We start from the raw sequence: 22348 nt of genomic DNA on the forward strand, positions 1-22348 counted from the left end.
GATCCCTCAACTGGTGATTTTGATCTCCGACACCTTGCCCCGGTAGTTGCCCTGATCGGTCTGCGGGAGATCGGTCAGCCAGACCAGAACGTACCGCGCCTCGACCGGTTCGCCGGGCTTCAGCGAGACTTTCTCACCGGATCCCTCGGCAACCTTCTTGAAACCGTCCAGTTCGGTCGGCTGGGATGAAGCGCTCGCGGACGCCGCGCGCAGCTCCACGCCGGTCGTTCCTCCGAGGAAGGAGACGTCTGCCTGGCCGATCTGCTGAGCCTTGCCCAGATCCAGGATGATGCCGACACCGGGCTTCAGGCGGCCGAAGTCGGAGCTGTAGTAGCCGTCGGTATTCCAGAATGTCTTCGGGTCGCCGTCGTAGCTGTTCTTTATCCCGGCCGGCTTCTCGGATCGGTCCTGGCCGAACGGGTCGAAGTCCTGGGCCCTGACGATGGCGATCGGCTGGGCGGGTTTGATCGCCTTGTCGTTCCCCGTGGTTGTCTCGGTGGGAGTGGTGTCGCTTCCACCGTTGTCCCGTTCGAGAAGCCGGTCCGCGACCTGCCAGCTGCCAAGGCCCAGGGCGGCGATGAGGAGCGCGGCGACCGTCCACTTCAGGGCTTTGCCGGTACGGCCCTGGAGCGGCGGTGGCGGCACCGGGGTGATGACAGTCGCTCCGGGGACGGCGGGCGGCCGTCCGTAGGTGCCCTGTTGGTAGGTGGTGCGCTGGTATTCCGGCGGGGCCGCGAACGTGGGCTCCGGTGGCCGGATACGCGGCATCTCCACCACGGCCGCCGCGAGTTCGTCCGGGGTGGTGCAGGGTGGGTCCTGGCGGGAGGCGGTCGCACCGTCATTCACGAGGGCCCGCATGGCGAGCTCGGACAGACCACGGTGGATCCCGGCCCGGACCTGGTCCGGCGCGATCAGCCCGACGCCCTTGGGTAGCCCGGAGAGTCCGTACGCGTCGGTCTCGTAGGGCCAGCGCTGGGTCAGCGCGGCATAGAGCAGCGCGCCGATCGCCTCCGTGTCGGTGCGCTGCGGCCGGTCGGCCCGGATACCGCGCAGCGCGGCGTTCACAGCGAGGCCGCGGATCCGGTACTGGCCGCTGGACGTGCGCAGGACCGCTCCGGGTGTCAACCGCAGATGTGCGAGCCCTTCACGGTGGGCCGCGGCCATGGCCTGGGAGACCTGGCTGACGAGCTGGTAGGCGTCGTGGGCCTCCAGCGGCCCTGAGGCGAGGAGAGCGGTCAGTTCGACGGCATCCGGAAGCCACTCGTGGACGACGTAGACGAGGTCGTTCTCCTCGACGGCGTCCAGGACCTGGACAAAGCGTGGGTCGCCGAGCAGAGCGGCGGACCTGGCCGCGGCCAGTACGGAACGGGCCCGGGGATGGTCGGCGGGGAGGAGATGGACGCCGACGGCGCGACGCAGTTTCTCGTCGACCGCGCGCCAGCTGCTGAAACCGTCCAGACGGGTGACGCACTCCTCCAGGCGGTAGCGTCTGGCGAGCTTGTGGCCGCTGTGCAGCTCCGGTGAGGTGATGGACGACTCGCTACTCCGACGCTCACCGACCGTCTCCGGTGCGGACTCCTCCGCGGTGTTCTGGGCTTTCGCCAACCCGTCGGTCGTGGCCGCGTCCGCCTTGGCGGTCAGCGGCTCATCGCCGCTGTTGTCGGCCACGTCGACGGCAGCCGTGCTACGTTCCGCCACCGTCGCTCCTGCCTCCCCATCCGTTGCGAACTATCCAACAGCCAAGCCAATTGTGCCCACAGTCGGGCGCTATGCACGACCCGCGGCTGCCGCCGATGGTTGTGCGACCTCAGCGCCCGAGGCGTCCGCGCACCATGCCGACCATGGCGTTCATTTCTTCGATCCGCATCTTCTTCGCCGCGACGAAGAAGACACCCAGCAGCACGATGCCACCGCCGACCAGCGCCACCAGCGAGCCCATGGCTCCGCTGCCGAGACCGTTCCGGACCGCGTAGGCGACCGCGCCGGCGGCCAGAGCCCCAGGGACGGAAGCCAGGCAGAGACGGGCGTACGTGCGCAGGACGCGGCCGCCGTCCAGGTCGCCGCCGAGGCGTTTGCGCAGCCTGCGCCAGGCGATGCCGACACCGACCGCGTAGGCGAGCCCGTACGAGGCGGCCATGCCGACCACGGCCCAGCGGGAAGGCAGCACGACATAGCAGGCGGCGGATGCCGCCGCGTTGACCGCGGCGACGATGACCGTGTTGTAGAAGGGCGTCCGGGTGTCCTCGTAGGCGTAGAAACCGCGCAGGACGACGTACTGCACGGAGTACGGAATGAGTCCGAGGGCGAACGCCATCAGGATGAAGCCCATGGACTGGGCCGACTCCAGGCCACTGGACGAGAACAGCAGCGTGGACATGGGGACTCCGAGCGCGAGGAACGCGAAGGCGATCGGCACGATCGCGACCGCGGAATTGCGCAGACCCTGCGAGATGTCGTCGCGCACCGCGCCCGGGTCACCGTCGCTGGCGGCCCGGGAGATGCGCGGCAGCAGAGCGGCCATGACCGAAACGGTGATGATGGCCTGCGGCATGCCCCAGATCAGCTGGGCGTTGCTGTAGGCGAGGATGCCGGTGCCGTCCTTGCCGGAGGCTTCGCCGGCGGCGGTGGCGAGCTGGGTGACCACCAGCACGCCCGCCTGGTTGGCGAGAACGAACAGGACGGTCCACTTGGCCAGCTTGACCGTCTTGCCGAGGCCGTGGCCCTTCCAGTCGAAGCGCGGGCGGAACCGGAAACCGGTCTCCCGCAGGTAGGGGATCATCGCCAGAGACTGGACGGTGAGACCGAGCAGGGTGCCGATGCCCAGCAGCCGTACGCCGTCCGGCGGGATGGTCGTGACCGTCATGCTGGAGTCGGCAGCGGTGCCGTACACCCAGATGAACAGACCGAACGTGGCGATCATGACGATGTTGTTGAGGACCGGGGTCCACATCATCGCGCCGAACTTGCCCCGTGCGTTGAGGATCTGGCCCATGACCACATGGACGCCCATGAAGAAGATCGTGGGCAGACAGTAGCGGGCGAAGGTGACGGCGACATTGTTGGCGGACGCGTCACTGGCGATGGTGTCCGACATCAGCCGGATCAGCAGCGGCGCCGCGAACACGGCAAGGGCCACGATGGCGCCGAGCGCCACCATGACGAGGGTGAGCAGCCGGTTGGCGTAGGCCACACCACCGTCGTCGTCGTTCTTCATCGCCCGCACGAGCTGCGGTACGAAGACGGAGTTGAGGCCGCCCCCGACGGTGAGGATATAGATCATCGTGGGCAGCGTGTAGGCGACCGTGTAGGAGTCACCGAGCAGGGCGGCACCCAGGGCAGCGGTGATCACCAGGCTGCGTACGAAGCCGGTGAGCCGGGAGACCAGTGTGCCGGCGGCCATGACCGCGCTGGACTTGAGTAGCCCTGAGGCGCGGCCACCCGACTTCTTGGCGGGAGGCGGAGCCGGGACCGTCTCGGGCTCCGGTGCGAGGGTCGCCTGGCCCGCTGCCTGCTGGTCGCGGAAAAGGTGCGCGAAAGCGTCCGGTGCCGGAGCCTCGTCACCAGCCCCCGAAACCAGTTCGTCGACGCCTGTGAACTGGGTGGTCCTGGGGTCGTCCCCGTACGGGAGCATGCGGGACGGGCCCCCGGGCTCGGGTGGCGGAGTCGGCGCCCAGAGGCGGGGATCAGGGGCGTGCTGCTGCGCGGGCGGCTGCTGGTACAGCGGTGGGGTCTCCCGATAGGTGCCGGGAGGCGGCGGTGGGTGCGCGGCGCGGTCGTACAGCGCCTCGGTCACCGGGTCCTGCGCGGAGAGATCCTGCGACCAGTAGGGGTCCTGGCTGTAGGCATCCTGGACATAGGGGTCCTGGGCAGGCTGCGGAGAGGGCGGGACTTGGCCTGCCGGATCGCCGCCCGCGCCCTGACCGCGGTCACCGTCGTACGGCGCGTTCATGGTTACCCCACCTCATCGTCCCCGGCCGACCGGCCACGACATCGCTCAACGGTCCACTTTCTCACCCGTGTCCGACGGGTCCGCGCTTTCCGGTCCGGTGTCCGGTCCCGGGTCACTCGGCTGCCCGGGATCCGTATCCCCGGCGCCCCTCGTGCTGCCCGGCTCCTGCGTGTCCCGCGCGTTCCCGGCGCTGCCGTCCGTGCCGAAGGCGTCCTGGGTGAGCGGGGCCTCGGCAGCCTCCTTGCGTGCTGCCGTCCGCTTACGCCGGCTGTACATCTTGACGCCGGCGAGGGCCAGCAGCAGCACACCGCCCGCGATGACCAGCATCACCGTGGGGGTGATCTCGGAGACCCTGACCTGGAAGGCCATGGGTTCGCCGTACGGCTTGCCGTCCACCGTGTAGAGCTGCGCGGTCACCAGGACAGGGCCGTTCGCATTGCCCGCCCCGGTGAACTTCACCGACTGGCTGTGACCTCCGTCGATCTTGATCGGCCGCTCCGCGACCGTCCGGGAATCGTCGATCTTGAGGCGGGTCGGGTTGTCCGACTTGAGGCGCAGCACCAGTTTCCCGACGCCCTGCAGCAGCTGATTCTGCACGGTGACGGGGATCGTCGCGCTGCGCCCGGACAGGGTGAGAACGGATTTCTTGATGAGCTGCACCTCAGCGGTGAGGCCCTCCAGATACGCGTCCACCGTGTCCCGGTACGGCTTGGCTCCTGCCGGGTTGCCACGCCAGGAGGCCGACATGGCCCGGTCGATCGCATTGCCGAAGGGGGCGTCCACCCGGTCCGGTGCGCTGAGAATGGCTTTAAAGCTGTCCAGCCGGTCCTGCGTGTCCTTGATCTCCAGGAATGCCGGCGTCGGCAGCTCCTGGGCGCGCAGTTTCTTCGGGTACCGCGACGAGCTGGGCACCTTGGTGGTCGCGTCGGCGTCGGGCTTGGCCGCCGCCGCGGCGATCAGATCGGAGGGCTGCGTCCAACGCTCGGGATCCAGGCCGTGCAGCGCGCGCGCCATCGACTGCGCCTGAGTGGCCGTCGGCATCCGCTGTGGGGCGACGACCACACTGCGCTGGTTCTCGGGCTCCTGCAGCGTCAGCGCCAGTGACTGGGCGAGAAATTTCTGGACCGCGAGAGTGGAGTCGGCCGCCTCGGCCATATCGGCCTGGAAAGCGGTGGAGAGCCGGGTGTCGGCGACGACGGCTGTGGTTCCGCCGCCGATCGGCCGTGCGGCGCTGGGGGTGTACGACAGATTGTCCTGAAGGCTGTCGCTGCGAGTGATCACCTTGTGCGCGCCTGCCGATGTCGCGACGTCGACGATCGAGGGATCGATCGCGCCATCCACCGGCCAGGCGAAATCGACCGACGGTTTCACGTGGAGGATGGTGTCCACGGTCTTCCAGGCCACGTCCGTGGCGGGCTGCAGATGGCTGAGCGCCCCGGAGACGTGCACGCCGCGGTGTGCCAGCGACGCCAGGTCAGGATCGCCGAAGGGCAGGGCAACGACCTTACGGCCCTGTACGGCCTTCTCTAGGGCGTTGAGCCACGCGGTGGCCAGGGCCTGGTTCTTGCCCTCGACGGTGGAGTTCCCGCTCTTGACGCGGTATTTCCGGGTCATCGCGTCAGCGGTGGCCAGCAGATCGGGGTCGATCACCCAGGTGACGGGGAGCTGATTGCCCAGGGAGACCATCTGCTCCAGCCGCCCACCGGGGGCGAACTCCTGAGCCAGGTCGTCGTTCGTGAAGACCGGCGTCTGCTGGTCGTCCGAGCCGGTCTCCGCCGAGAGGTGTGCCGAAGAGATCAGCGGCCACAGGTAGGTGAGCTGGGTCCTCTTGTCCGTGGCCTCGGGCTGCCAGGGGAGGAAGGTGCGCTGGATGCCCAGCACCTGGTCGTACCGCGCGGTGGAGGTCTGGCCGGTCAGGGAGACACCGAGCTGGTAGACGCCCTCCTCGTCGAGCCCGAGCTTGCTGACCGGTACGGAGAGGGTGAAGTCCTGCGAGATGCCCGAGGCGAGCTTCGGGAAGCTGACCTTGTACTTGCCTCCGACCGGCGCTACATCGCCCGAAGCGTCGGAAGAGCGCTTGGCGGCGTCATCGATGGCCGTCCTGCCTGACAGCGGCGGACCCACTCGGAGATCCACCTGGGCATCGGTGATGGTCTTCTTGCCCTCGTTGGTCACCGTGCCGGAGATGGTGAGTGTGTCGCCCTTCACCGGCGCGCTGGGACTGATCGTGTCGAGGGACACATCCACCGTGCGAGAGCCGGTGGCTTCAGCCGCGGCGTGGGCCGCTGGGGTCGCAGTGCCGGCCAGCAGGCCGGCCAGGAGCGGTGCTCCGGCCAGCAGGGAGGCTCTGCGCCGCAGCCACCGGCGGGCAGGAGAGTGACCCATCCCCTGGAGTTCTGCCGCCTCCGCCACGCGCTCGCCCGTCCCTCGTCATCGTCTGTCGCCGTCGGTGGTTGTCGATTGCTGCGTCCACGCATGGTAACGATGTGCGCTGTGGTGAAGTGCTGGGGACCGTTCTACATGATCGGAAGAATCTCATGCGCTGCCGCCCACCCGTGCATCGGGCCGGGCCGCCCGGAAACGGGGAGGCCCGCATGAGCCGTGGCACGTACCCTTTTCTGTTGTGCCGAACGCCAATGAAGACAATTCCAGTGCACTGAGTCAGGTGCAGCTCCGCGCGGTCAGTGAACTGCTGCGGGTGTCCCCCGTCGCGGACGATCTCGCGCGCCGATTCCAGCAAGCCGGATTCGGTCTCGCCCTGGTCGGCGGCTCGGTCAGGGACGCCCTGCTGGGCCGGCTCGGCAACGACCTGGACTTCACGACCGACGCCCGCCCCGAGGACGTCCTGAAGATCGTCAGGCCCTGGGCGGACTCGGTGTGGGAGGTCGGGATCGCCTTCGGCACGGTCGGCAGCCAGAAGGACGGCTATCAGATCGAGGTGACGACGTACCGCTCGGAGGCATACGACCGGACGTCCCGCAAACCCGAGGTGTCCTACGGTGACTCCATCGAGGAAGACCTCGTGCGCCGGGACTTCACGGTGAACGCGATGGCTGTCGCGCTGCCGCAGAAGGAGTTCATCGATCCCCATGGCGGCCTTGAGGACCTCTCGGCCCAGGTGCTGCGTACGCCTGGAACCCCCGAGGACTCGTTCTCCGACGACCCGCTGCGGATGCTCCGCGCCGCGCGTTTCGCCGCGCAGCTGGACTTCGCGGTGGATCCGGACGTGGTCGCCGCCATGAAGGCCATGTCCGACCGCATCGAGATCGTCTCCGCCGAGCGGGTCCGTGATGAGCTGAACAAGCTGATCCTCTCCACCCACCCCCGTAAGGGCCTGGCCCTGCTCGTCGACACCGGGCTCGCCGACCGGGTGCTGCCTGAGCTTCCGGCGCTACGTCTGGAGAGCGACGAGCATCACCGGCACAAGGACGTGTACGAGCACTCGCTGACCGTTCTGGAACAGGCCATCGATCTGGAGGAGGACGGGCCGGACCTGGTGCTACGGGTGGCCGCTCTGCTGCATGACATCGGCAAGCCCCGGACGCGGCGCTTCGAGAAGGACGGCCGGGTTTCCTTCCACCACCACGAGGTGGTGGGGGCGAAGCTCACCAAGAAGCGGATGACCGAGCTCAAGTACTCCAACGAGATGATCAGGGATGTCTCGCGGCTGGTGGAGTTGCATCTGCGCTTCCATGGCTACGGAACGGGCGAGTGGACCGACTCGGCCGTGCGGCGCTATGTGCGCGATGCCGGTCCGCTGCTGAGCCGCCTTCACAAGCTGACCCGCTCGGACTGCACCACGCGGAACAAGCGGAAAGCGAACGCGCTCTCCCGTGCGTACGACGGTCTGGAAGACCGGGTGGCCCAGCTGCAGGAGCAGGAGGAGCTGGACTCCATCCGGCCTGACCTGGACGGCAATCAGATCATGGAGATCCTGGCGATCGGTCCCGGGCCGGCGATCGGAGCGGCGTACACGTTCCTGCTGGAACTGCGCTTGGAGAACGGACCGATGGAACACGACTCGGCCGTGGCAGCCCTCAAAGAATGGTGGGGCACGCGGAACTGAAGCCGCAGAGCGTCATGTTTCACGTGAAACATGACGCTCTGCGCCCTGCTCGGGGGCCGGGTTCCACGTGAAGCTCCGCCCCCGACGCGTTGTCGCGGCGGCAGTGGCGGCGTACAGGACGGCGACGGTCAGGACGAGCGGTACTGACCGGCCATCCGGCGGTAGCAGCAATGCGGCCACTGCGGCGGCACCGACGAAGGCGACGTTGAACAGCACGTCGTAGAGAGAGAAGATCCTGCCGCGGAAAGCGTCGTCCACCGCGGTCTGCACCACGGTGTCCGTGGCGATCTTGGCGCCCTGCGTTACCAGACCGAGGACGAAGGCCGCGATCAGTACGGGAACCGGCGTGAAGGCGAGCCCCAGAACCGGTTCGAGTAGGGCAGCCGCTCCCGCACACGTCCCCATCCATCCGTACGGGCCGAGCCGGCTCACCGTCCACGGTGTGAGTACCGCGGCGGCGAAGAACCCCATCCCGGAGACGGCGAGAGCGAGCCCGAGCAGTGCCAGCCCTCCGGACTCCTCAGTCGACCAGGCGTATCTGCAGAGCATCAGCACCATGACCGTCAGCGCCCCGTAGCAGAAGCGCATCACCGTCATGCCGGCCAGCGCGCGCGCCGCCGTGCGCCGCTCGGAGAGGTGCCGCAGCCCGCCGACGAGCCCCCGCACGGTGGAGCCCAGTGCGGCTCCCAGCCGCGGCTGGACCAACGACTGCTCAGGTCCGAGAAGTCCGCGCGCCAGGAGAAGCGAGGACCCTGCCGCGCACAGGTAGAGAGCGGCACCCACCAGAACGACGGCCGCGTCGGAGTCCGCGGCGGAGAGCCGTACGAGAAAGGCGAGCCCGCCGCCCCCGGTCGCGGCGAGCGTTCCGGCCGTCGGCGAGAGCGAGTTGGCGACGACAAGACGGTCGGCGTCGACGACATGGGGCAGAGCGGCGGAGAGCCCGGCCAGAACGAACCGGTTGACGGCGGTCACGGACAGCGCCGAAACATAGAAGAGCCAGTCGGGTACGGAGGCGACGATCAGCAGCGCCGTACAGCTCGCCAGCAAGGCCCGCAGCAGATTCCCGTACAGGAACACCTGGCGACGCTGCCAACGGTCCAGCAGAACGCCGGCGAACGGTCCGATCAGTGAGTACGGCAGCAGCAGGACCGCCATGGCGGACGCGATCGCGGCCGGCGAGGTCTGCTTCTCCGGGGAGAAGACGACGTAGGTGGCGAGCGCCACCTGAAAGACGCCGTCGGCGGCCTGGGAGAGCAGGCGTACCGCCAGAAGGCGTCGGAAATCTCTGAGGCGCAGGAGTACGCGCAGATCCCGTACGACAGGCATGTGGGTCAGCGTCACATACGCGCCACCGGGACATGCGAGAAGGGTCACCGGACACGCGGCCCGGTGACCCCTCTCGTCGGGAAGACCGAGCTTTAGCGCTCGACCTCGCCCTTGATGAACTTCTCGACGTTCACGCGGGCCTCGTCGTCGAAGTACTGGACCGGCGGCGACTTCATGAAGTACGAGGACGCGGAGAGGATCGGGCCGCCGATGCCGCGGTCCATGGCGATCTTCGCGGCGCGCACGGCGTCGATGATGACACCTGCGGAGTTCGGGGAGTCCCAGACCTCGAGCTTGTACTCCAGGTTCAGCGGAACGTCACCGAAGGCACGGCCCTCAAGGCGGACGTAAGCCCACTTGCGGTCGTCCAGCCACGCGACGTAGTCCGACGGGCCGATGTGGACGTTGTCCGCACCCAGGTCGCGGTCGGGGATCTGGGAGGTGACGGCCTGCGTCTTGGAGATCTTCTTGGACTCCAGACGCTCCCGCTCGAGCATGTTCTTGAAGTCCATGTTGCCGCCGACGTTCAGCTGCATCGTGCGGTCCAGGACGACGCCCCGGTCCTCGAAGAGCTTCGCCATGACGCGGTGCGTGATGGTGGCGCCGACCTGGGACTTGATGTCGTCACCGACGATCGGGACACCGGCCTCGGTGAACTTGTCCGCCCACTCCTTCGTGCCGGCGATGAAGACCGGGAGGGCGTTGACGAAAGCGACCTTGGCGTCGATGGCGCACTGCGCGTAGAACTTCGCGGCAGCCTCGGAACCCACGGGCAGGTAGCAGACCAGGACGTCGACCTGCTTGTCCTTGAGGATCTGGACGATGTCGACCGGAGCCTCGGGGGACTCCTCGATCGTCTGGCGGTAGTACTTGCCCAGACCGTCGAGGGTGTGACCGCGCTGGACGGTGACGTCCGTCGACGGCACGTCGCAGATCTTGATGGTGTTGTTCTCGCTGGCGCCGATGGCGTCCGCGAGGTCGAGACCGACCTTCTTCGCGTCGACGTCGAAGGCGGCCACGAACTCGACGTCCCGCACGTGGTACTCGCCGAACTGGACGTGCATCAGACCCGGTACCTTGCCCGCCGGGTCGGCGTCCTTGTAGTACTCGACGCCCTGCACCAGCGAGGCGGCGCAGTTGCCCACGCCGACGATGGCTACGCGAACCGAACCCATTCCGGTTGCTCCCTGTGTGATTTCAGTGTTCCTGATGAGGCCCTGCGGAGATGCAGGCCTCACGTGACGGTGTCCGCGGACGGATCCGGCGGACCGGGACGTCCCGGGGGCGGACCCCCGGAAGACGCGGCATCCCGGTGCCGGGGCAGGCCACCCGCTTCTCCCGATGTGTCTTCCTGCTCAGCGGGCCCTTCGGGGCCGGACCGTCTCTGATCCCGTCCCGCCCGCTCGCTCTCGATGAGCTCGTTCAGCCAGCGCACTTCGCGCTCCACGGACTCCATGCCGTGCCGCTGCAGCTCAAGTGTGTAATCGTCGAGGCGCTCGCGTGTCCGGGCCAGGGAGGCGCGCATCTTCTCCAGACGCTCCTCCAGCCGGCTGCGGCGGCCTTCCAGCACGCGCACCCGCACCTCGCGCTCCGTCTGTCCGAAGAAGGCGAACCGAGCAGCGAAATGCTCGTCCTCCCAGGCGTCGGGGCCGGTGTGCGACAACAGCTCCTCGAACTGCTCCTTACCTTCCGCCGTCAATCGATAGACGATCTTGGCGCGGCGTCCGGCGAGCGAGGCGGCGACCGCCTCTTCAGGAGCACTGCCCGGCTCCTCGATCAACCAGCCGTTGGCGACCAGCGTCTTGAGGCAGGGGTAAAGCGTCCCGTAGCTGAAGGCCCGGAAGATTCCCAGTGACGTATTGAGCCGTTTGCGCAGCTCATACCCGTGCATAGGGGACTCGCGGAGCAGACCGAGGACGGCGAACTCGAGGATGCCCGATCGCCTGCTCACCCTTCGCCTCCTCCGCCGTCCGGGACTGGTATGCCGTGCTGATGTATCGACTCGATACATCAGCACGATAGGCCGGGGAGCCTGCTGGGGCAAGAGGGGGCAGGGTGAACGGCGTCACATCACCAATTAACAGGAAGCAACTTGCCTGATTTGGGGTGAACTTCATCTCTCGGTAGGTTTTGGCCGTGCGTAGTCTGTGCGGGATGCAGACCACCGGGAACCACGAGGCGCGAGGGAGCGTCAAGACTGTGGGCTTACCGGATGCATACCGGACGGGCCCGATACCGGGCTGGTCCGTATTCATTTCGGGGGGACCGGAACTCAACTGCCGCTTCCAGGCGTACACGCCTGCCCGAGGAGTAGTCGTTCGATGAGCGAGCACCGTCGCAAACCGCCACAGCCGCAGGGTGGCGGACGTGCCGCGGCCAGGCGCGCGGCCCAGCAGCCGGCCGGCCGCCGCGCCGCCCCTTCCCGCGAAGCCGCTTCGGCTTCACCCTCCGACGCCTACGAGGAGGAGCGCCCCTACGGCGGCCGGGCCGAGGCCCGGCGGGCCGCCCAGCGCGGCGGCCGCCGACGCGCGCCGGAAGCCGGGGGCGCCGGTCCCGGCCGTGGTCGGGGAGGGCAGCCGTCCAAGAAGCGGTTGATCGACTACCCGCGGTACAACAAGTACGGCTGGCGCCGGTGGGTGCCGTCCTGGAAACAGACCACCGCACTCTCCATCGGTTTCCTCGGCTCGCTCATGGCCGCCGGGACCATCGCGTACGCCGTGGTGGGGGTGCCTGACGACAGCAAGATCTCAAAGGCCCAGAACAACGTCTACTACTGGGACGACGGTACGCCCATGGTCTCCACCGGCGGTGAGATCAACCGGCAGATCATCACGATCGACGTGATTCCCCGGGCGATGCAGTACGCGGTCATCTCCGCCGAGAACAAGACGTTCTACAAGGACTCCGGCGTGGACCCGATGGGCATCGCCAGGGCGTTCGTCAACATGGCCAAGGGCGGCCAGACGCAGGGTGGTTCCACCATCACTCAGCAGTACGTCAAGAACGCCCTCCTCAACGATCAGAGTCAGACGCTGAGCCGTAAGTTCAAAGAGCTCTTCATCTCGATAAAGGTCGGCACCGAAGTCGAAAAGCCCAAAATTATGGAGGGGTATCTCAACACCTCCTACTACGGGCGTGGCGCCTACGGCATTCAGGCCGCGGCCCGTACGTACTACGGTGTCGACGCCAAGGACCTGAACCCCAGCCAGTGCGCTTTCCTGGCCACGCTTCTGAAGGGCGCGAGCTACTACGACCCCGCGGGCGCCCCGGAGATCGACCCGGGGGCCACGCCTGAGGCCAACACCGCGAGAGCCACGAAACGGTGGAAGTGGATTCTCGACGAGATGGCGAAGGACGGGAGTCTCCCGGCCGCCGAGCGTGCCAAGTACACCGAGTTCCCGAATCCGCAGGAGCCGAAGAAGAACGCCCAACTGGGTGGACAGGTCGGCTACCTGGTGGACCTCGCCAAGGCCTATTTCGTCAATAACAACAAACAAGGCCTCACGACGGACGATCTCTCCAAAGGCGGGTACGAGATCTACACGACCTTCAACAGGGCGAAGGTCGAAGCGCTGGAGAAGGCCGTCACGGCGGTCTACAAGGCCAACATCGACCCCAAGAAGCGTCCGGACAAGGACACCCATGTCCAGTTCGGCGGCGCGTCGGTCGATCCCGCCACCGGGGCGATCGTGGCTATTTACGGCGGCCAGGACGCCACGAAGCACTTCACCAACAACGCCGACCAGACGGGCGCGCAGGTCGGCTCGACCTTCAAGCCGTTCGTGCTGGCCGCGGCGATGAAGGACGGAGTGCGGGACCCCGAGGGCCGGGAGTCCCAGAGCGAGGACCAGCGCACCAGGATCTCGCCGGACAAGGCCATCTACAACGGGGACAACAAGCTCAAGATCAAGAGATGGGACCGTTCGATCTGGACGAACGAGGAAGGCAAGGAGTGGCTGCAGACGAACGACGGCCAGACGAGCTACGGCCCCATCAACCTGCGTGAGGCCATGCGGGAATCCGCCAACTCCCCCTTCGTCCAACTGGGCATGGACATCGGCATCCCCCAGGTGAGGGACGCGGCGGTGAGCGCCGGCCTTCTGAAGTCCTCGCTCTCCAAGTCCAACGTGCCGTCGTTCTCGATCGGTATCTCCGATCCGAGCGCCATCCGGATGGCGGGTGCCTACGGCACGTTCGCGGCACACGGCAAGCAGCGCGATCCGTTCTCCGTGAAGAAGGTGGACCGGGGCGGCAGCACCATCTACACGCACGAGGACCGCCCGAAGAACGCGTTCGACGCCCAGGTCGCGGACAACGTCACGGACGTGCTGAAGACCGTCGTGGAGAAGGGCACCGGTACGAACGCGAAGCTCGTGGGCCGTGAGGTGGCCGGCAAGACCGGAACCACCGACGGCAACAAGTCGGCCTGGTTCGTCGGCTACACCCCGCAGCTGTCGACCGCCATCGACATGTACCGCCTGGACGATGACGCGAAGAACAAGGATCGCACTTTCGAGGAGATGTTCGGCACCGGTGGCCAGGAGAAGATCCACGGTGCCTCGTTCCCGTCCGAGATCTGGCACGACTACATGGAGGAGGCGCTGAAGGGACAGCCGTCCAAGCCCTTCCCCAAGCCCGAGCCCATCGGTGAGGGCTGGTACGGCGGCGGCGCCTCACCCTCCCCCACGCCGAGCGAGACCCCGTCCGAGACGCCTTCGGAGACGCCGTCCGAGACGCCGTCAGAGACGCCGTCCCCGTCCTCTCCGGCCCCGACCGAGACCTGCAGGGTGCCGTGGGGCTGTGGGAACAACGGCGGCGCCAACCAGGGGGCCGACCAGGGGGCCGACCAGGGCACCGATCAGGGCGGAGCCAATGCCGGAGCCGACGGAGGCCCCAGTGGGACGGCGTCCCCGCCCGGTGGGGGGAACAACGGCGGCCAGAACGGTGGCGGAGGCTTCTTCGGAGGAGCGGGCGGCTGACCGGCCCGGATCGCGGTACCGCGGTACCTGACACGAGGGCCGTCGCATCGGATACGTACCCACACGGTGTACGTACGGTGCGGCGGCCCTCGCCGTGTCCGGGGCGGCGTACGGCAGGATGGTCGGCATGCCGAGCGCAGAAGAGACACCCGTGCATCAGGACCGGTCGGTCGTACCGCCGACGCGGCGGGACGAGATCGCCGCAGCCGGCAGTGAGCTGATCGGCGGCCCGGCCGGCCGCTGGGCCTGGTTCGGCAGCAGCCGGCTCACGCCCGTGCGGGTCGTCGCTCTGGTGGCGATCGGGATGTTCGCGCTGGGCATGGCGCAGAAGATGCCGTGTTACGACTGGGCGTGGTTCCGGGGTGCCAGCTCCCAGTACACCCATGCCTGCTACTCGGACATCCCGCACCTCTTTCTGGGGCGTGGCTTCGCCGACAATCTCGTGCCGTACTTCGATCAGCTGAACGGCGACATGAAGTACCTGGAGTACCCCGTGCTGACGGGGGTCTTCATGGAGGTGGCCTCCTGGCTCACGCCGGGCGGTTCCACGCAGTACCGCGAGCAGATGTACTGGATGGTCAACGCGGGATTGCTGATGATCTGCGCGGTCGTCGTCGCGGTCTGTGTCGCCCGCACCCATCGGCGCCGTCCCTGGGACGCCCTGCTGGTCGCTCTCGCGCCCGCTTTCGCGCTCACCGCCACCATCAACTGGGATCTGCTGGCCGTGGCACTCACGGCCGCCGCGATGCTGATGTGGTCCCGTGGCCGCGCCCTCGCCTTCGGGATTCTCATCGGGCTCGCGACCGCCGCGAAGCTCTACCCGGTCCTGCTGCTCGGACCTCTGCTCGTGCTGTGCTGGCGAGCCGGGAAGTACCGCGAGTACGGGGCGGCGCTGCTGGGAGCGGCCGGTGCGTGGCTGGTGGTGAATCTGCCGGTGATGCTCCTCGCACCCGAGGGGTGGAAGAAGTTCTACACCTTCAGCAGGGAGCGGCAGATCGACTTCGGCTCGTTCTGGCTGATCATCACGCAGCGCACGGGCGAGTCGATGGACGTCGACACCGTCAACAACATCGCGATGCTGCTGATGCTCCTGGCGTGCGTGGGCATAGGAGCGCTGGCCCTGACAGCCCCGCGCCGGCCGCGCTTCGCCCAGCTCGCCTTCCTCGTGGTCGCGGCCTTCATCCTCACCAACAAGGTCTACTCACCGCAGTACGTCCTGTGGCTGGTTCCGCTGGCCGCGCTGGCCCGGCCGCGCTGGCGGGACTTCCTGATCTGGCAGGCCTGCGAGATCAGCTACTACCTGGGCATCTGGATGTACCTCGCCTACACGACGAGCGGCGACGCCCATAAGGGGCTGCCGCCCGAGGGCTACCAGCTCACCGTCGCCCTGCATCTGCTGGGGACGCTGTACCTGTGCGCGCTGGTCGTGCGGGACATCCTGATGCCGGAGCGTGACGGCGTACGGTCCGACGGTTCGGACGATCCGTCGGGTGGCGTGCTGGACGGCGCGGAGGACGTGTTCGTCCTCGGACGGGCACCCCGCCCGACGCGGCCCGTCGCCCAGGCGCTGGAGGGTCCGCGGGTCGAATGGGGCGTACAGCCGCCAGGGGCCGCCTGACCGGCTTCGTACGGCCGCCTGGAGGGGACAAGCTCCGGGCGTCGGCGAGCTCGCGGAATCCGCCTGAGCCCCAGGGGCGGGGCCGGTGGCCCGGTTCACGGGCGCCCCGACGTGCTCAGGGGCGCCCGTGGGGCCGGCGGTGAGGGTCAGCGGTGAGTGGTCAGCGGTGAGTGGTCAGCGGTCGACGAGGCGGTCGTACTGGGTCGTCGTGTGCCGCAGATGAGCCACCAGCTCGTCGCCGACCTTGGGCTCCGCGGCGTCCGAGGGCACGAACAGGATCGACACCTGCATGTGCGGCGGTTCGGCGAACCAGCGCTGCTTACCGTCCCAGACGAACGGCGCGAGGTTGCGGTTGACCGTGGCCAGGCCGGCCCGCGCGACGCCCTTGGCGCGCGGCATCACACCGTGCAGGGCCTTGGGGGCTTCCAGACCGACCCCGTGGGACGTGCCCCCGGCGACGACCACCAGCCAGCCGTCGGAGGCGGCCTTCTGCTGGCGGTAGCCGAACCGGTCACCCTTGACGACCTTGGTGACGTCCAGCACGGAACCGCGGTACTCGGTGGCCTCGTGGTCGCCGAGCCACAGCCGCGTACCGATGCGGGCGCGGAAGCGGGTCTGCGGGAACTGCTGCTGCAGCCGGGCCAGCTCCTGGGCGTGCAGGTGACTGACGAACATGGTGTGCAGGGGGAGCCGTGCCGCGCGCAGCCGGTCCATCCAGGCGATGACTTCCTCGACCGCGTCCGAGCCGTCCGTACGGTCGAGCGGGAGGTGCAGCGCGAAGCCTTCCAGACGGACGTCCTCTATGGCGGCGTGCAGCTGGCCGAGCTCCTCCTCCTTGACTCCGTGGCGCTTCATGGAGCTCATGCACTCGATGACGACGCGGGCACCTACCAAGGCGTACACGCCGTCCACGGACGAGACGGAGCGGATGACCCGGTCGGGCAGCGGCACCGGCTCCTCACCCCGCCGGAAGGGCGTCAGGACGAGGAGGTCGCCACTGAACCAGTCCTTGATCCGGGCAGCCTCGTAGATGGTGCCGACGGCGAGCGTGTCGGAGCCGAAGCGGGTGGTCTCGTCGGCGAGACGTTCATGGCCGAAGCCGTAGCCGTTGCCTTTGCAGACCGGGACGAGACCTGGGAATTGGTCGATGACCGACTTCTGGTGCGCTCGCCAGCGCGCGGTGTCGACGTAGAGGGAGAGCGCCATGCCGGTCCGGAACCTTTCTCGTGGCTGCGGTTGTGAAGGATATGAGGGATGTCGGGGGTTGTGGCGGATTGGTGGAGGCGGGTTCAGGAGAATCCCGCCGCCCCTCATCGCCGTCAGCGACGCGACATGTAGATGTCCAGCGCCTTGTGGAGCAGTTTGTTGAGCGGGAAGTCCCACTCGCCGATGTACTCGGCGGCCTCGCCGCCGGTGCCCACCTTGAACTGGATCAGACCGAAGAGGTGGTCGGTCTCGTCGAGGGAGTCGGAGATGCCCCGCAGGTCGTAGACCGTGGCGCCCATCGCGTAGGCGTCACGCAGCATGCGCCACTGCATCGCGTTCGAGGGCCGTACCTCACGCTTGTGGTTGGCGGAGGCGCCGTAGGAGTACCAGACGTGGCCGCCGACGATCAGCATCGTCGCCGCAGCGACGTTCTCACCCTCGTGACGGGCGAAGTACAGGCGCATGCGGTTGGGGTCCTCGGTGTTCAGGACGGTCCACATGCGCTGGAAGTACGACATCGGCCGCGGCCGGAAGTGATCGCGCTCGGCGGTGATCTCGTACAGCCGCTGCCACTCGTCGAGGTCCTCGTAGCCGCCCTGGACGACCTCCACGCCGGCCTTCTCGGCCTTCTTGATGTTGCGTCGCCACAGCTGGTTGAAGCCCTTGAGGACATCGTCCAGCGAACGGTTCGCCAGGGGCACCTGGAAGACGAAGCGCGGCTGTACGTCACCGAAGCCGGCGCCGCCGTCCTCGCCCTGCTGCCAGCCCATCTTGCGCAGTCGGTCGGACACCTCGAAGGCGCGCGGCTCGATATGGGTGGCCTCGACGTCGCGCAGGCGCTTGACGTCCGGGTCCTGGATACCGGACTTGATCGCGCCGGCGTCCCAGCGGCGGATGACGACCGGCGGCCCCATCTTCACGGAGAAGGCGCCCTGGTGCTTGAGATGCGCCAGCATCGGCTGCAGCCAGTCGTCCAGATTGGGGGCGTACCAGTTGATCACCGGGCCCTCCGGCAGGTACGCCAGGTACCGCTTGATCTTCGGCAGCTGCCGGTAGAGCACCAGACCGGCACCGACGAGCTGGTCGTTCTTGTCGAACCACCCCAGGTTCTCGGAGCGCCACTCGGTCTTCACGTCAGCCCATGCCGGGACCTGGCAATGACTAGCCGCGGGCAGGCTCTGGATGTAAGCCAGATGCTGCTCTGGGCTGATGGTCCTCAGGGTCAGGCTCATGCGGGGCGCTCCTCGGCAGGTGTGTCCCCATGGATTCAGGGGCTCCGGCTCTCGCGCCGAAGCCTACTGGCCGATGGAGCGCCCCGTCCGGCCTGGGGAGGCGCTGGTCAGCCGATCACTCCGCCGAAGAGCCCGCCGTGCGCCATTCCGATGAAGAAGCCCACCGCCGAGGCGCCGAGTCCGAGGATGGTCAGGAACCGTTCGCGGGTCGTCACGGAGATGAACTGCGAGGACCCGCCCGTCAGGATTCCCACCAGCCCGGCCCACGAGGTGAGCAGGTGCAGGTTGCTGTAGAACGCCGAGACGACGGCGATCACGCCCAGCACCATCGTTACCGCTACCAGAGCGTCCTGCAGCGGATGGCGCTTGCCGTCGGTGGCGAACAGAGAGGTGGACGAGTTGGGTCGCATTGCCTGTGCCATGTGGCACCTCCTGGCTTTGCCGGAGGTGGCGCGTCGTCGCGGCGCACACACCCGATGTGTACAGATTGTTCCCGGGGAGGACCGGATTTCAACCCGAAGCAGGTGTGCGGGTAGTCTGTAACGTCTGCAGCGGTGTCTGCCCTAGCCAAAAGACAGCTCCTCGTACGCCGAGGTGGACTGTCAGTGGCGGTGGATACCGTTGTTCACGCATCACGACCCTCCTGCCACGGAACGACCGTGGCCGCTGAGTCCAAAGGAGGTGGGTTCCACATGCGTCACTACGAGGTGATGGTCATCCTCGACCCCGATCTCGAGGAGCGAGCTGTCTCCCCGCTGATCGAGAACTTCCTCTCCGTTGTCCGTGAGGGCAACGGAAAGGTCGAGAAGGTCGACACCTGGGGCCGTCGTCGTCTCTCTTACGAGATCAAGAAGAAGCCCGAGGGCATCTACTCGGTCATCGATCTGCAGGCCGAGCCTGCGGTCGTCAAGGAGCTCGACCGACAGATGAACCTGAACGAGTCGGTCCTCCGGACCAAGGTCCTCCGCCCCGAGACCCACTGAGCCTCTAGCTCAGAAGTCATCGGGTTCGAGTAGCAGCAAGCAGCCAGAAGCAATCCCCGCCGAGAGGTTCACCCATGGCAGGCGAGACCGTCATCACGGTCGTCGGCAATCTCGTCGACGACCCCGAGCTGCGCTTCACCCCGTCCGGTGCGGCGGTCGCGAAGTTCCGCGTCGCGTCCACACCCCGCACCTTCGACCGTCAGACCAATGAGTGGAAGGACGGCGAGAGCCTGTTCCTGACCTGCTCGGTCTGGCGTCAGGCGGCGGAGAACGTCGCTGAGTCGCTTCAGCGAGGCATGCGCGTCGTCGTGCAGGGCCGGCTGAAGCAGCGGTCCTACGATGACCGCGAGGGCGTCAAGCGCACGGTCTACGAGCTGGATGTCGAGGAAGTCGGCCCCAGCCTCAAGAACGCCACGGCCAAGGTCACCAAGACCACCGGTCGCGGCGGCCAGGGCGGTTACGGCGGCGGCCAGCAGGGCGGCAGCGGCGGCGGCAGCGGCAGCGGCAACTGGGGCGGCGGCCCCAGTGGCGGCGGCCAGCAGGGCGGCGGCGGTGCTCCCGCCGACGACCCGTGGGCGACCAGCGCGCCGGCCGGCGGTGGCCAGCAGCAGCCGCAGAGCGGCGGGGGCAATGGAGGCGGCTGGGGCGGAAGCTCCGGCGGCGGCTACTCGGACGAGCCTCCCTTCTAGGGCGGGCTCGTACCCCACTTCTTGATCACACAGGAGAAACACCATGGCGAAGCCGCCGGTGCGCAAGCCTAAGAAGAAGGTCTGCGCATTCTGCAAGGACAAGACCCAGTACGTGGACTACAAGGACACGAACATGCTGCGGAAGTTCATTTCCGACCGCGGTAAGATCCGTGCCCGCCGCGTTACCGGCAACTGCACGCAGCACCAGCGTGACGTCGCCACGGCTGTCAAGAACAGCCGTGAGATGGCGCTGCTGCCCTACACGTCCACCGCGCGATAAAGGGAGGGTGACCGAATCATGAAGATCATCCTCACCCACGAGGTTTCTGGCCTCGGTGCCGCTGGCGACGTCGTTGACGTCAAGGACGGCTACGCTCGTAACTACCTGGTCCCGCGTGGTTTCGCGATCCGCTGGACCAAGGGTGGCGAGAAGGACGTGGCGCAGATCCGCCGCGCCCGCAAGATCCACGAGATCGCGACCATCGAGCAGGCCAATGAGATCAAGGCCCGCCTCGAAGGCGTGAAGGTACGTCTGGCTGTTCGCTCCGGCGACGCCGGCCGCCTCTTCGGCTCCGTAACCCCCTCCGACCTCGCTTCGGCGATCAAGTCGGCCGGTGGCCCGGAGGTCGACAAGCGCCGCATCGAGCTCGGTGCGCCGATCAAGACCCTGGGCTCGCACCAGGTGTCCGTGCGTCTGCACCCCGAGGTTGCCGCGAAGCTCGGCATCGAGGTCATCTCCGCGTAAGCGGTGCGCTCGGCAGAGCATGGAGAGGGCCGTACCCCGCTGGGGGTGCGGCCCTCTCGCTTTCTTTTCAAGCCTCTTCTCGTCGAGACGCCAAGACGGGTCGAGGCGCCAAGACGGGGCAAGACGTCAAGCCGTTTCACGTGAAACATGGACACACACGATGTTTCACGTGAAACAGGGCAGATAGCTGGTCAGCGGGTGGCGCCCGTGACCAGCCAATGGCCGGAGCGGGTGCGCAGCCAGAGTGTCAGCATGCGCACCGCCATCATCAGCCCCATAGCCCACCACAGCGCCGTGAGCCCACCGCCGAGCGTGGGGACGAGTAGGGCGACCGGCGCGAAGACGGCCAGGGTCACCAGCATGGCACCAGCGAGATACCGGCCGTCCCCGGCGCCCATCAGTACGCCGTCCAGGACGAAGACGATCCCTGAGATCGGCTGGGAGACAGCCACCACCAGCAGAGCTGGCAGCAGCGCGTCCCGTACGACGTGGTCACCGGTGAACAGCGGAATGAACAGGGGGCGCGCAAGTACGATCAGCGCGCCGAGGAGAACACCGGCCGCGACCCCCCACTGCACCATGCGACGGCACGCCTCCCGAGCACCCTCGACGTTGCCCGCCCCCAGATAGCGACCGATGATCGCCTGTCCCGCAATGGCGATCGCGTCGAGTGCGAAGGCCATCAGACTCCACAGCGACAGAATGACCTGGTGGGCTGCCACATCCGCGTCGCCGAGACGGGCGGCGACTGCGGTGGCGATCATCAGGACGGCACGCAGCGAGAGCGTACGAACCAGTAGGGGCACACCCGCTTGGGCGCTCGCCCGTATCCCCGCGGTGTCGGGGCGTAGTGACGCGCCGTGCCGACGCGCTCCTCGCAGGACGACCAGCAGATAGACAGCGGCCATCGCGCACTGGGCGATCACCGTGCCCCAGGCGGACCCTGCGATGCCTAGCCCGGCACCGTAGACGAGTGCCACATTGAGCGCCGCGTTGGCGGCGAAACCGCCTATGGCCACGTACAGCGGCGTCCGGGTGTTCTGGAGGCCCCGCAGTACGCCGGTCGCGGCGAGAACGACCAGCATGGCAGGGATGCCGAGGCTGGAGATCCGCAGATAGGTGACGGCGTACGAGGCAGCGGTATCCGAGGCGCCGAACAGCTGGATCAGCCAGGGTGCGCTGGGCAGGGTCACGGCGATGACCGCGGCGCCGAGCAGCAGCGCGAGCCAGATACCGTCCATGCCCTGGCGGACCGCGCCCTGAAGATCGCCCGCGCCGACCCGCCGCGCGACGGCGGCGGTGGTCGCGTAGGCGAGGAAGACGAAGACGCTCACCGCGGTGGTCAGCAGGGCTGCCGCGATCCCCAGCCCGGCGAGCTGCGCGGTGCCGAGGTGGCCGACGATCGCGCTGTCGGCCATGACGAAGAGCGGCTCGGCGACAAGGGCGCCGAAGGCGGGGACGGCGAGCGCGATGATCTCGCGGTCGTGGCGTCGTCGCTCTGTCCTGGATGCCGAGGGGGCCTGTGTCATGAGGCCAATCTAATCTTCCACAGGTA

Annotated in this window: 17 protein-coding genes; 7 read left to right on the forward strand and 10 right to left on the reverse strand. The window is 67.6% G+C overall.

Features of this window, described 5'->3' with window-relative positions:
- Nucleotides 1-6: 6 nt before the first annotated feature.
- From ACIBAE_RS12670 to ACIBAE_RS12680, 3 genes are all read right to left on the reverse strand, one after another.
- The gene (locus tag ACIBAE_RS12670) at nt 7-1698 is read right to left on the reverse strand and encodes a protein kinase family protein (protein ID WP_399284431.1); all 1692 of its coding nucleotides are present in this window, start codon (nt 1696-1698) and stop codon (nt 7-9) included.
- Nucleotides 1699-1807: 109 nt separating this feature from the next.
- Nucleotides 1808-3949, reverse strand: coding sequence for a murein biosynthesis integral membrane protein MurJ (gene murJ, locus ACIBAE_RS12675; protein ID WP_399284433.1), 2142 nt, complete (start codon nt 3947-3949; stop codon nt 1808-1810).
- A 45-nt stretch (nt 3950-3994) separates the two neighbouring features.
- Nucleotides 3995-6361: a DUF6049 family protein gene (locus ACIBAE_RS12680; RefSeq protein ID WP_399284434.1), complete on the reverse strand. Its 2367-nt coding sequence runs from the start codon at nt 6359-6361 to the stop codon at nt 3995-3997.
- Nucleotides 6362-6572: 211 nt separating this feature from the next.
- Here ACIBAE_RS12680 and ACIBAE_RS12685 point away from each other — a divergent pair, with 211 nt between their 5' ends.
- Complete coding sequence (locus tag ACIBAE_RS12685; RefSeq protein WP_399284436.1) at nt 6573-8015, forward strand: CCA tRNA nucleotidyltransferase; 1443 nt, start codon at nt 6573-6575, stop codon at nt 8013-8015.
- A gap of 12 nt (nt 8016-8027) precedes the next feature.
- Here the strand turns inward: ACIBAE_RS12685 and ACIBAE_RS12690 are convergent, their stop codons facing one another.
- From ACIBAE_RS12690 to ACIBAE_RS12700, 3 genes are all read right to left on the reverse strand, one after another.
- Nucleotides 8028-9341 carry an MFS transporter gene (locus ACIBAE_RS12690; RefSeq protein ID WP_399284437.1) on the reverse strand — a complete coding sequence of 438 codons (1314 nt, stop codon included), beginning with the start codon at nt 9339-9341 and terminating at the stop codon, nt 8028-8030.
- A 92-nt stretch (nt 9342-9433) separates the two neighbouring features.
- Entirely contained in the window at nt 9434-10516 is a 1083-nt protein-coding gene (locus tag ACIBAE_RS12695; RefSeq protein ID WP_399284438.1) for an inositol-3-phosphate synthase, read from the reverse strand.
- Between the two features lie 59 nt (nt 10517-10575).
- Nucleotides 10576-11292 carry a PadR family transcriptional regulator gene (locus ACIBAE_RS12700; RefSeq protein WP_399284439.1) on the reverse strand — a complete coding sequence of 239 codons (717 nt, stop codon included), beginning with the start codon at nt 11290-11292 and terminating at the stop codon, nt 10576-10578.
- Between the two features lie 370 nt (nt 11293-11662).
- Here ACIBAE_RS12700 and ACIBAE_RS12705 point away from each other — a divergent pair, with 370 nt between their 5' ends.
- Together ACIBAE_RS12705 and ACIBAE_RS12710 are read left to right on the forward strand one after the other, a co-directional pair.
- Nucleotides 11663-14320 (forward strand): transglycosylase domain-containing protein, encoded by a 2658-nt coding sequence (locus ACIBAE_RS12705; protein ID WP_399284441.1) that lies wholly within the window; start codon nt 11663-11665, stop codon nt 14318-14320.
- Between the two features lie 127 nt (nt 14321-14447).
- Nucleotides 14448-15938 (forward strand): glycosyltransferase family 87 protein, encoded by a 1491-nt coding sequence (locus ACIBAE_RS12710; RefSeq protein WP_399284443.1) that lies wholly within the window; start codon nt 14448-14450, stop codon nt 15936-15938.
- A 174-nt stretch (nt 15939-16112) separates the two neighbouring features.
- Here the strand turns inward: ACIBAE_RS12710 and ACIBAE_RS12715 are convergent, their stop codons facing one another.
- The 3 genes from ACIBAE_RS12715 to ACIBAE_RS12725 all read right to left on the reverse strand — a co-directional run bounded on the left by ACIBAE_RS12715 (nt 16113) and on the right by ACIBAE_RS12725 (nt 18798).
- A complete protein-coding gene (locus ACIBAE_RS12715; RefSeq protein ID WP_399284444.1) occupies nt 16113-17144 on the reverse strand; it encodes an alanine racemase in 1032 nt (343 codons plus the stop codon).
- A 113-nt stretch (nt 17145-17257) separates the two neighbouring features.
- Nucleotides 17258-18376, reverse strand: a complete 1119-nt coding sequence (locus ACIBAE_RS12720; RefSeq protein ID WP_399284446.1) for a lipid II:glycine glycyltransferase FemX — start codon at nt 18374-18376, stop codon at nt 17258-17260.
- Nucleotides 18377-18483: 107 nt separating this feature from the next.
- Nucleotides 18484-18798, reverse strand: coding sequence for a hypothetical protein (locus ACIBAE_RS12725; protein WP_399284447.1), 315 nt, complete (start codon nt 18796-18798; stop codon nt 18484-18486).
- A 270-nt stretch (nt 18799-19068) separates the two neighbouring features.
- On the opposite strand from ACIBAE_RS12725, the gene rpsF reads away from it, so the two are divergent.
- The 4 genes from rpsF (at nt 19069) to rplI (ending at nt 20793) form a co-directional block, all read left to right on the forward strand.
- Nucleotides 19069-19359, forward strand: coding sequence for a 30S ribosomal protein S6 (rpsF, locus tag ACIBAE_RS12730; RefSeq protein ID WP_006604399.1), 291 nt, complete (start codon nt 19069-19071; stop codon nt 19357-19359).
- Nucleotides 19360-19433: 74 nt separating this feature from the next.
- A complete protein-coding gene (locus tag ACIBAE_RS12735) occupies nt 19434-20048 on the forward strand; it encodes a single-stranded DNA-binding protein (RefSeq protein WP_399284449.1) in 615 nt (204 codons plus the stop codon).
- A 43-nt stretch (nt 20049-20091) separates the two neighbouring features.
- Nucleotides 20092-20328 carry a 30S ribosomal protein S18 gene (gene rpsR / locus ACIBAE_RS12740; RefSeq protein ID WP_003967857.1) on the forward strand — a complete coding sequence of 79 codons (237 nt, stop codon included), beginning with the start codon at nt 20092-20094 and terminating at the stop codon, nt 20326-20328.
- A gap of 18 nt (nt 20329-20346) precedes the next feature.
- The gene (gene rplI, locus ACIBAE_RS12745; protein WP_399284450.1) at nt 20347-20793 is read left to right on the forward strand and encodes a 50S ribosomal protein L9; all 447 of its coding nucleotides are present in this window, start codon (nt 20347-20349) and stop codon (nt 20791-20793) included.
- A 191-nt stretch (nt 20794-20984) separates the two neighbouring features.
- Here rplI and ACIBAE_RS12750 read toward each other — a convergent pair whose 3' ends face one another.
- Complete coding sequence (locus ACIBAE_RS12750; protein ID WP_399284452.1) at nt 20985-22322, reverse strand: MATE family efflux transporter; 1338 nt, start codon at nt 22320-22322, stop codon at nt 20985-20987.
- Nucleotides 22323-22348: the final 26 nt, after the last annotated feature.

It is taken from the genome of Streptomyces sp. NPDC051569 (assembly GCF_044454085.1).
Lineage (GTDB): Bacteria > Actinomycetota > Actinomycetes > Streptomycetales > Streptomycetaceae > Streptomyces.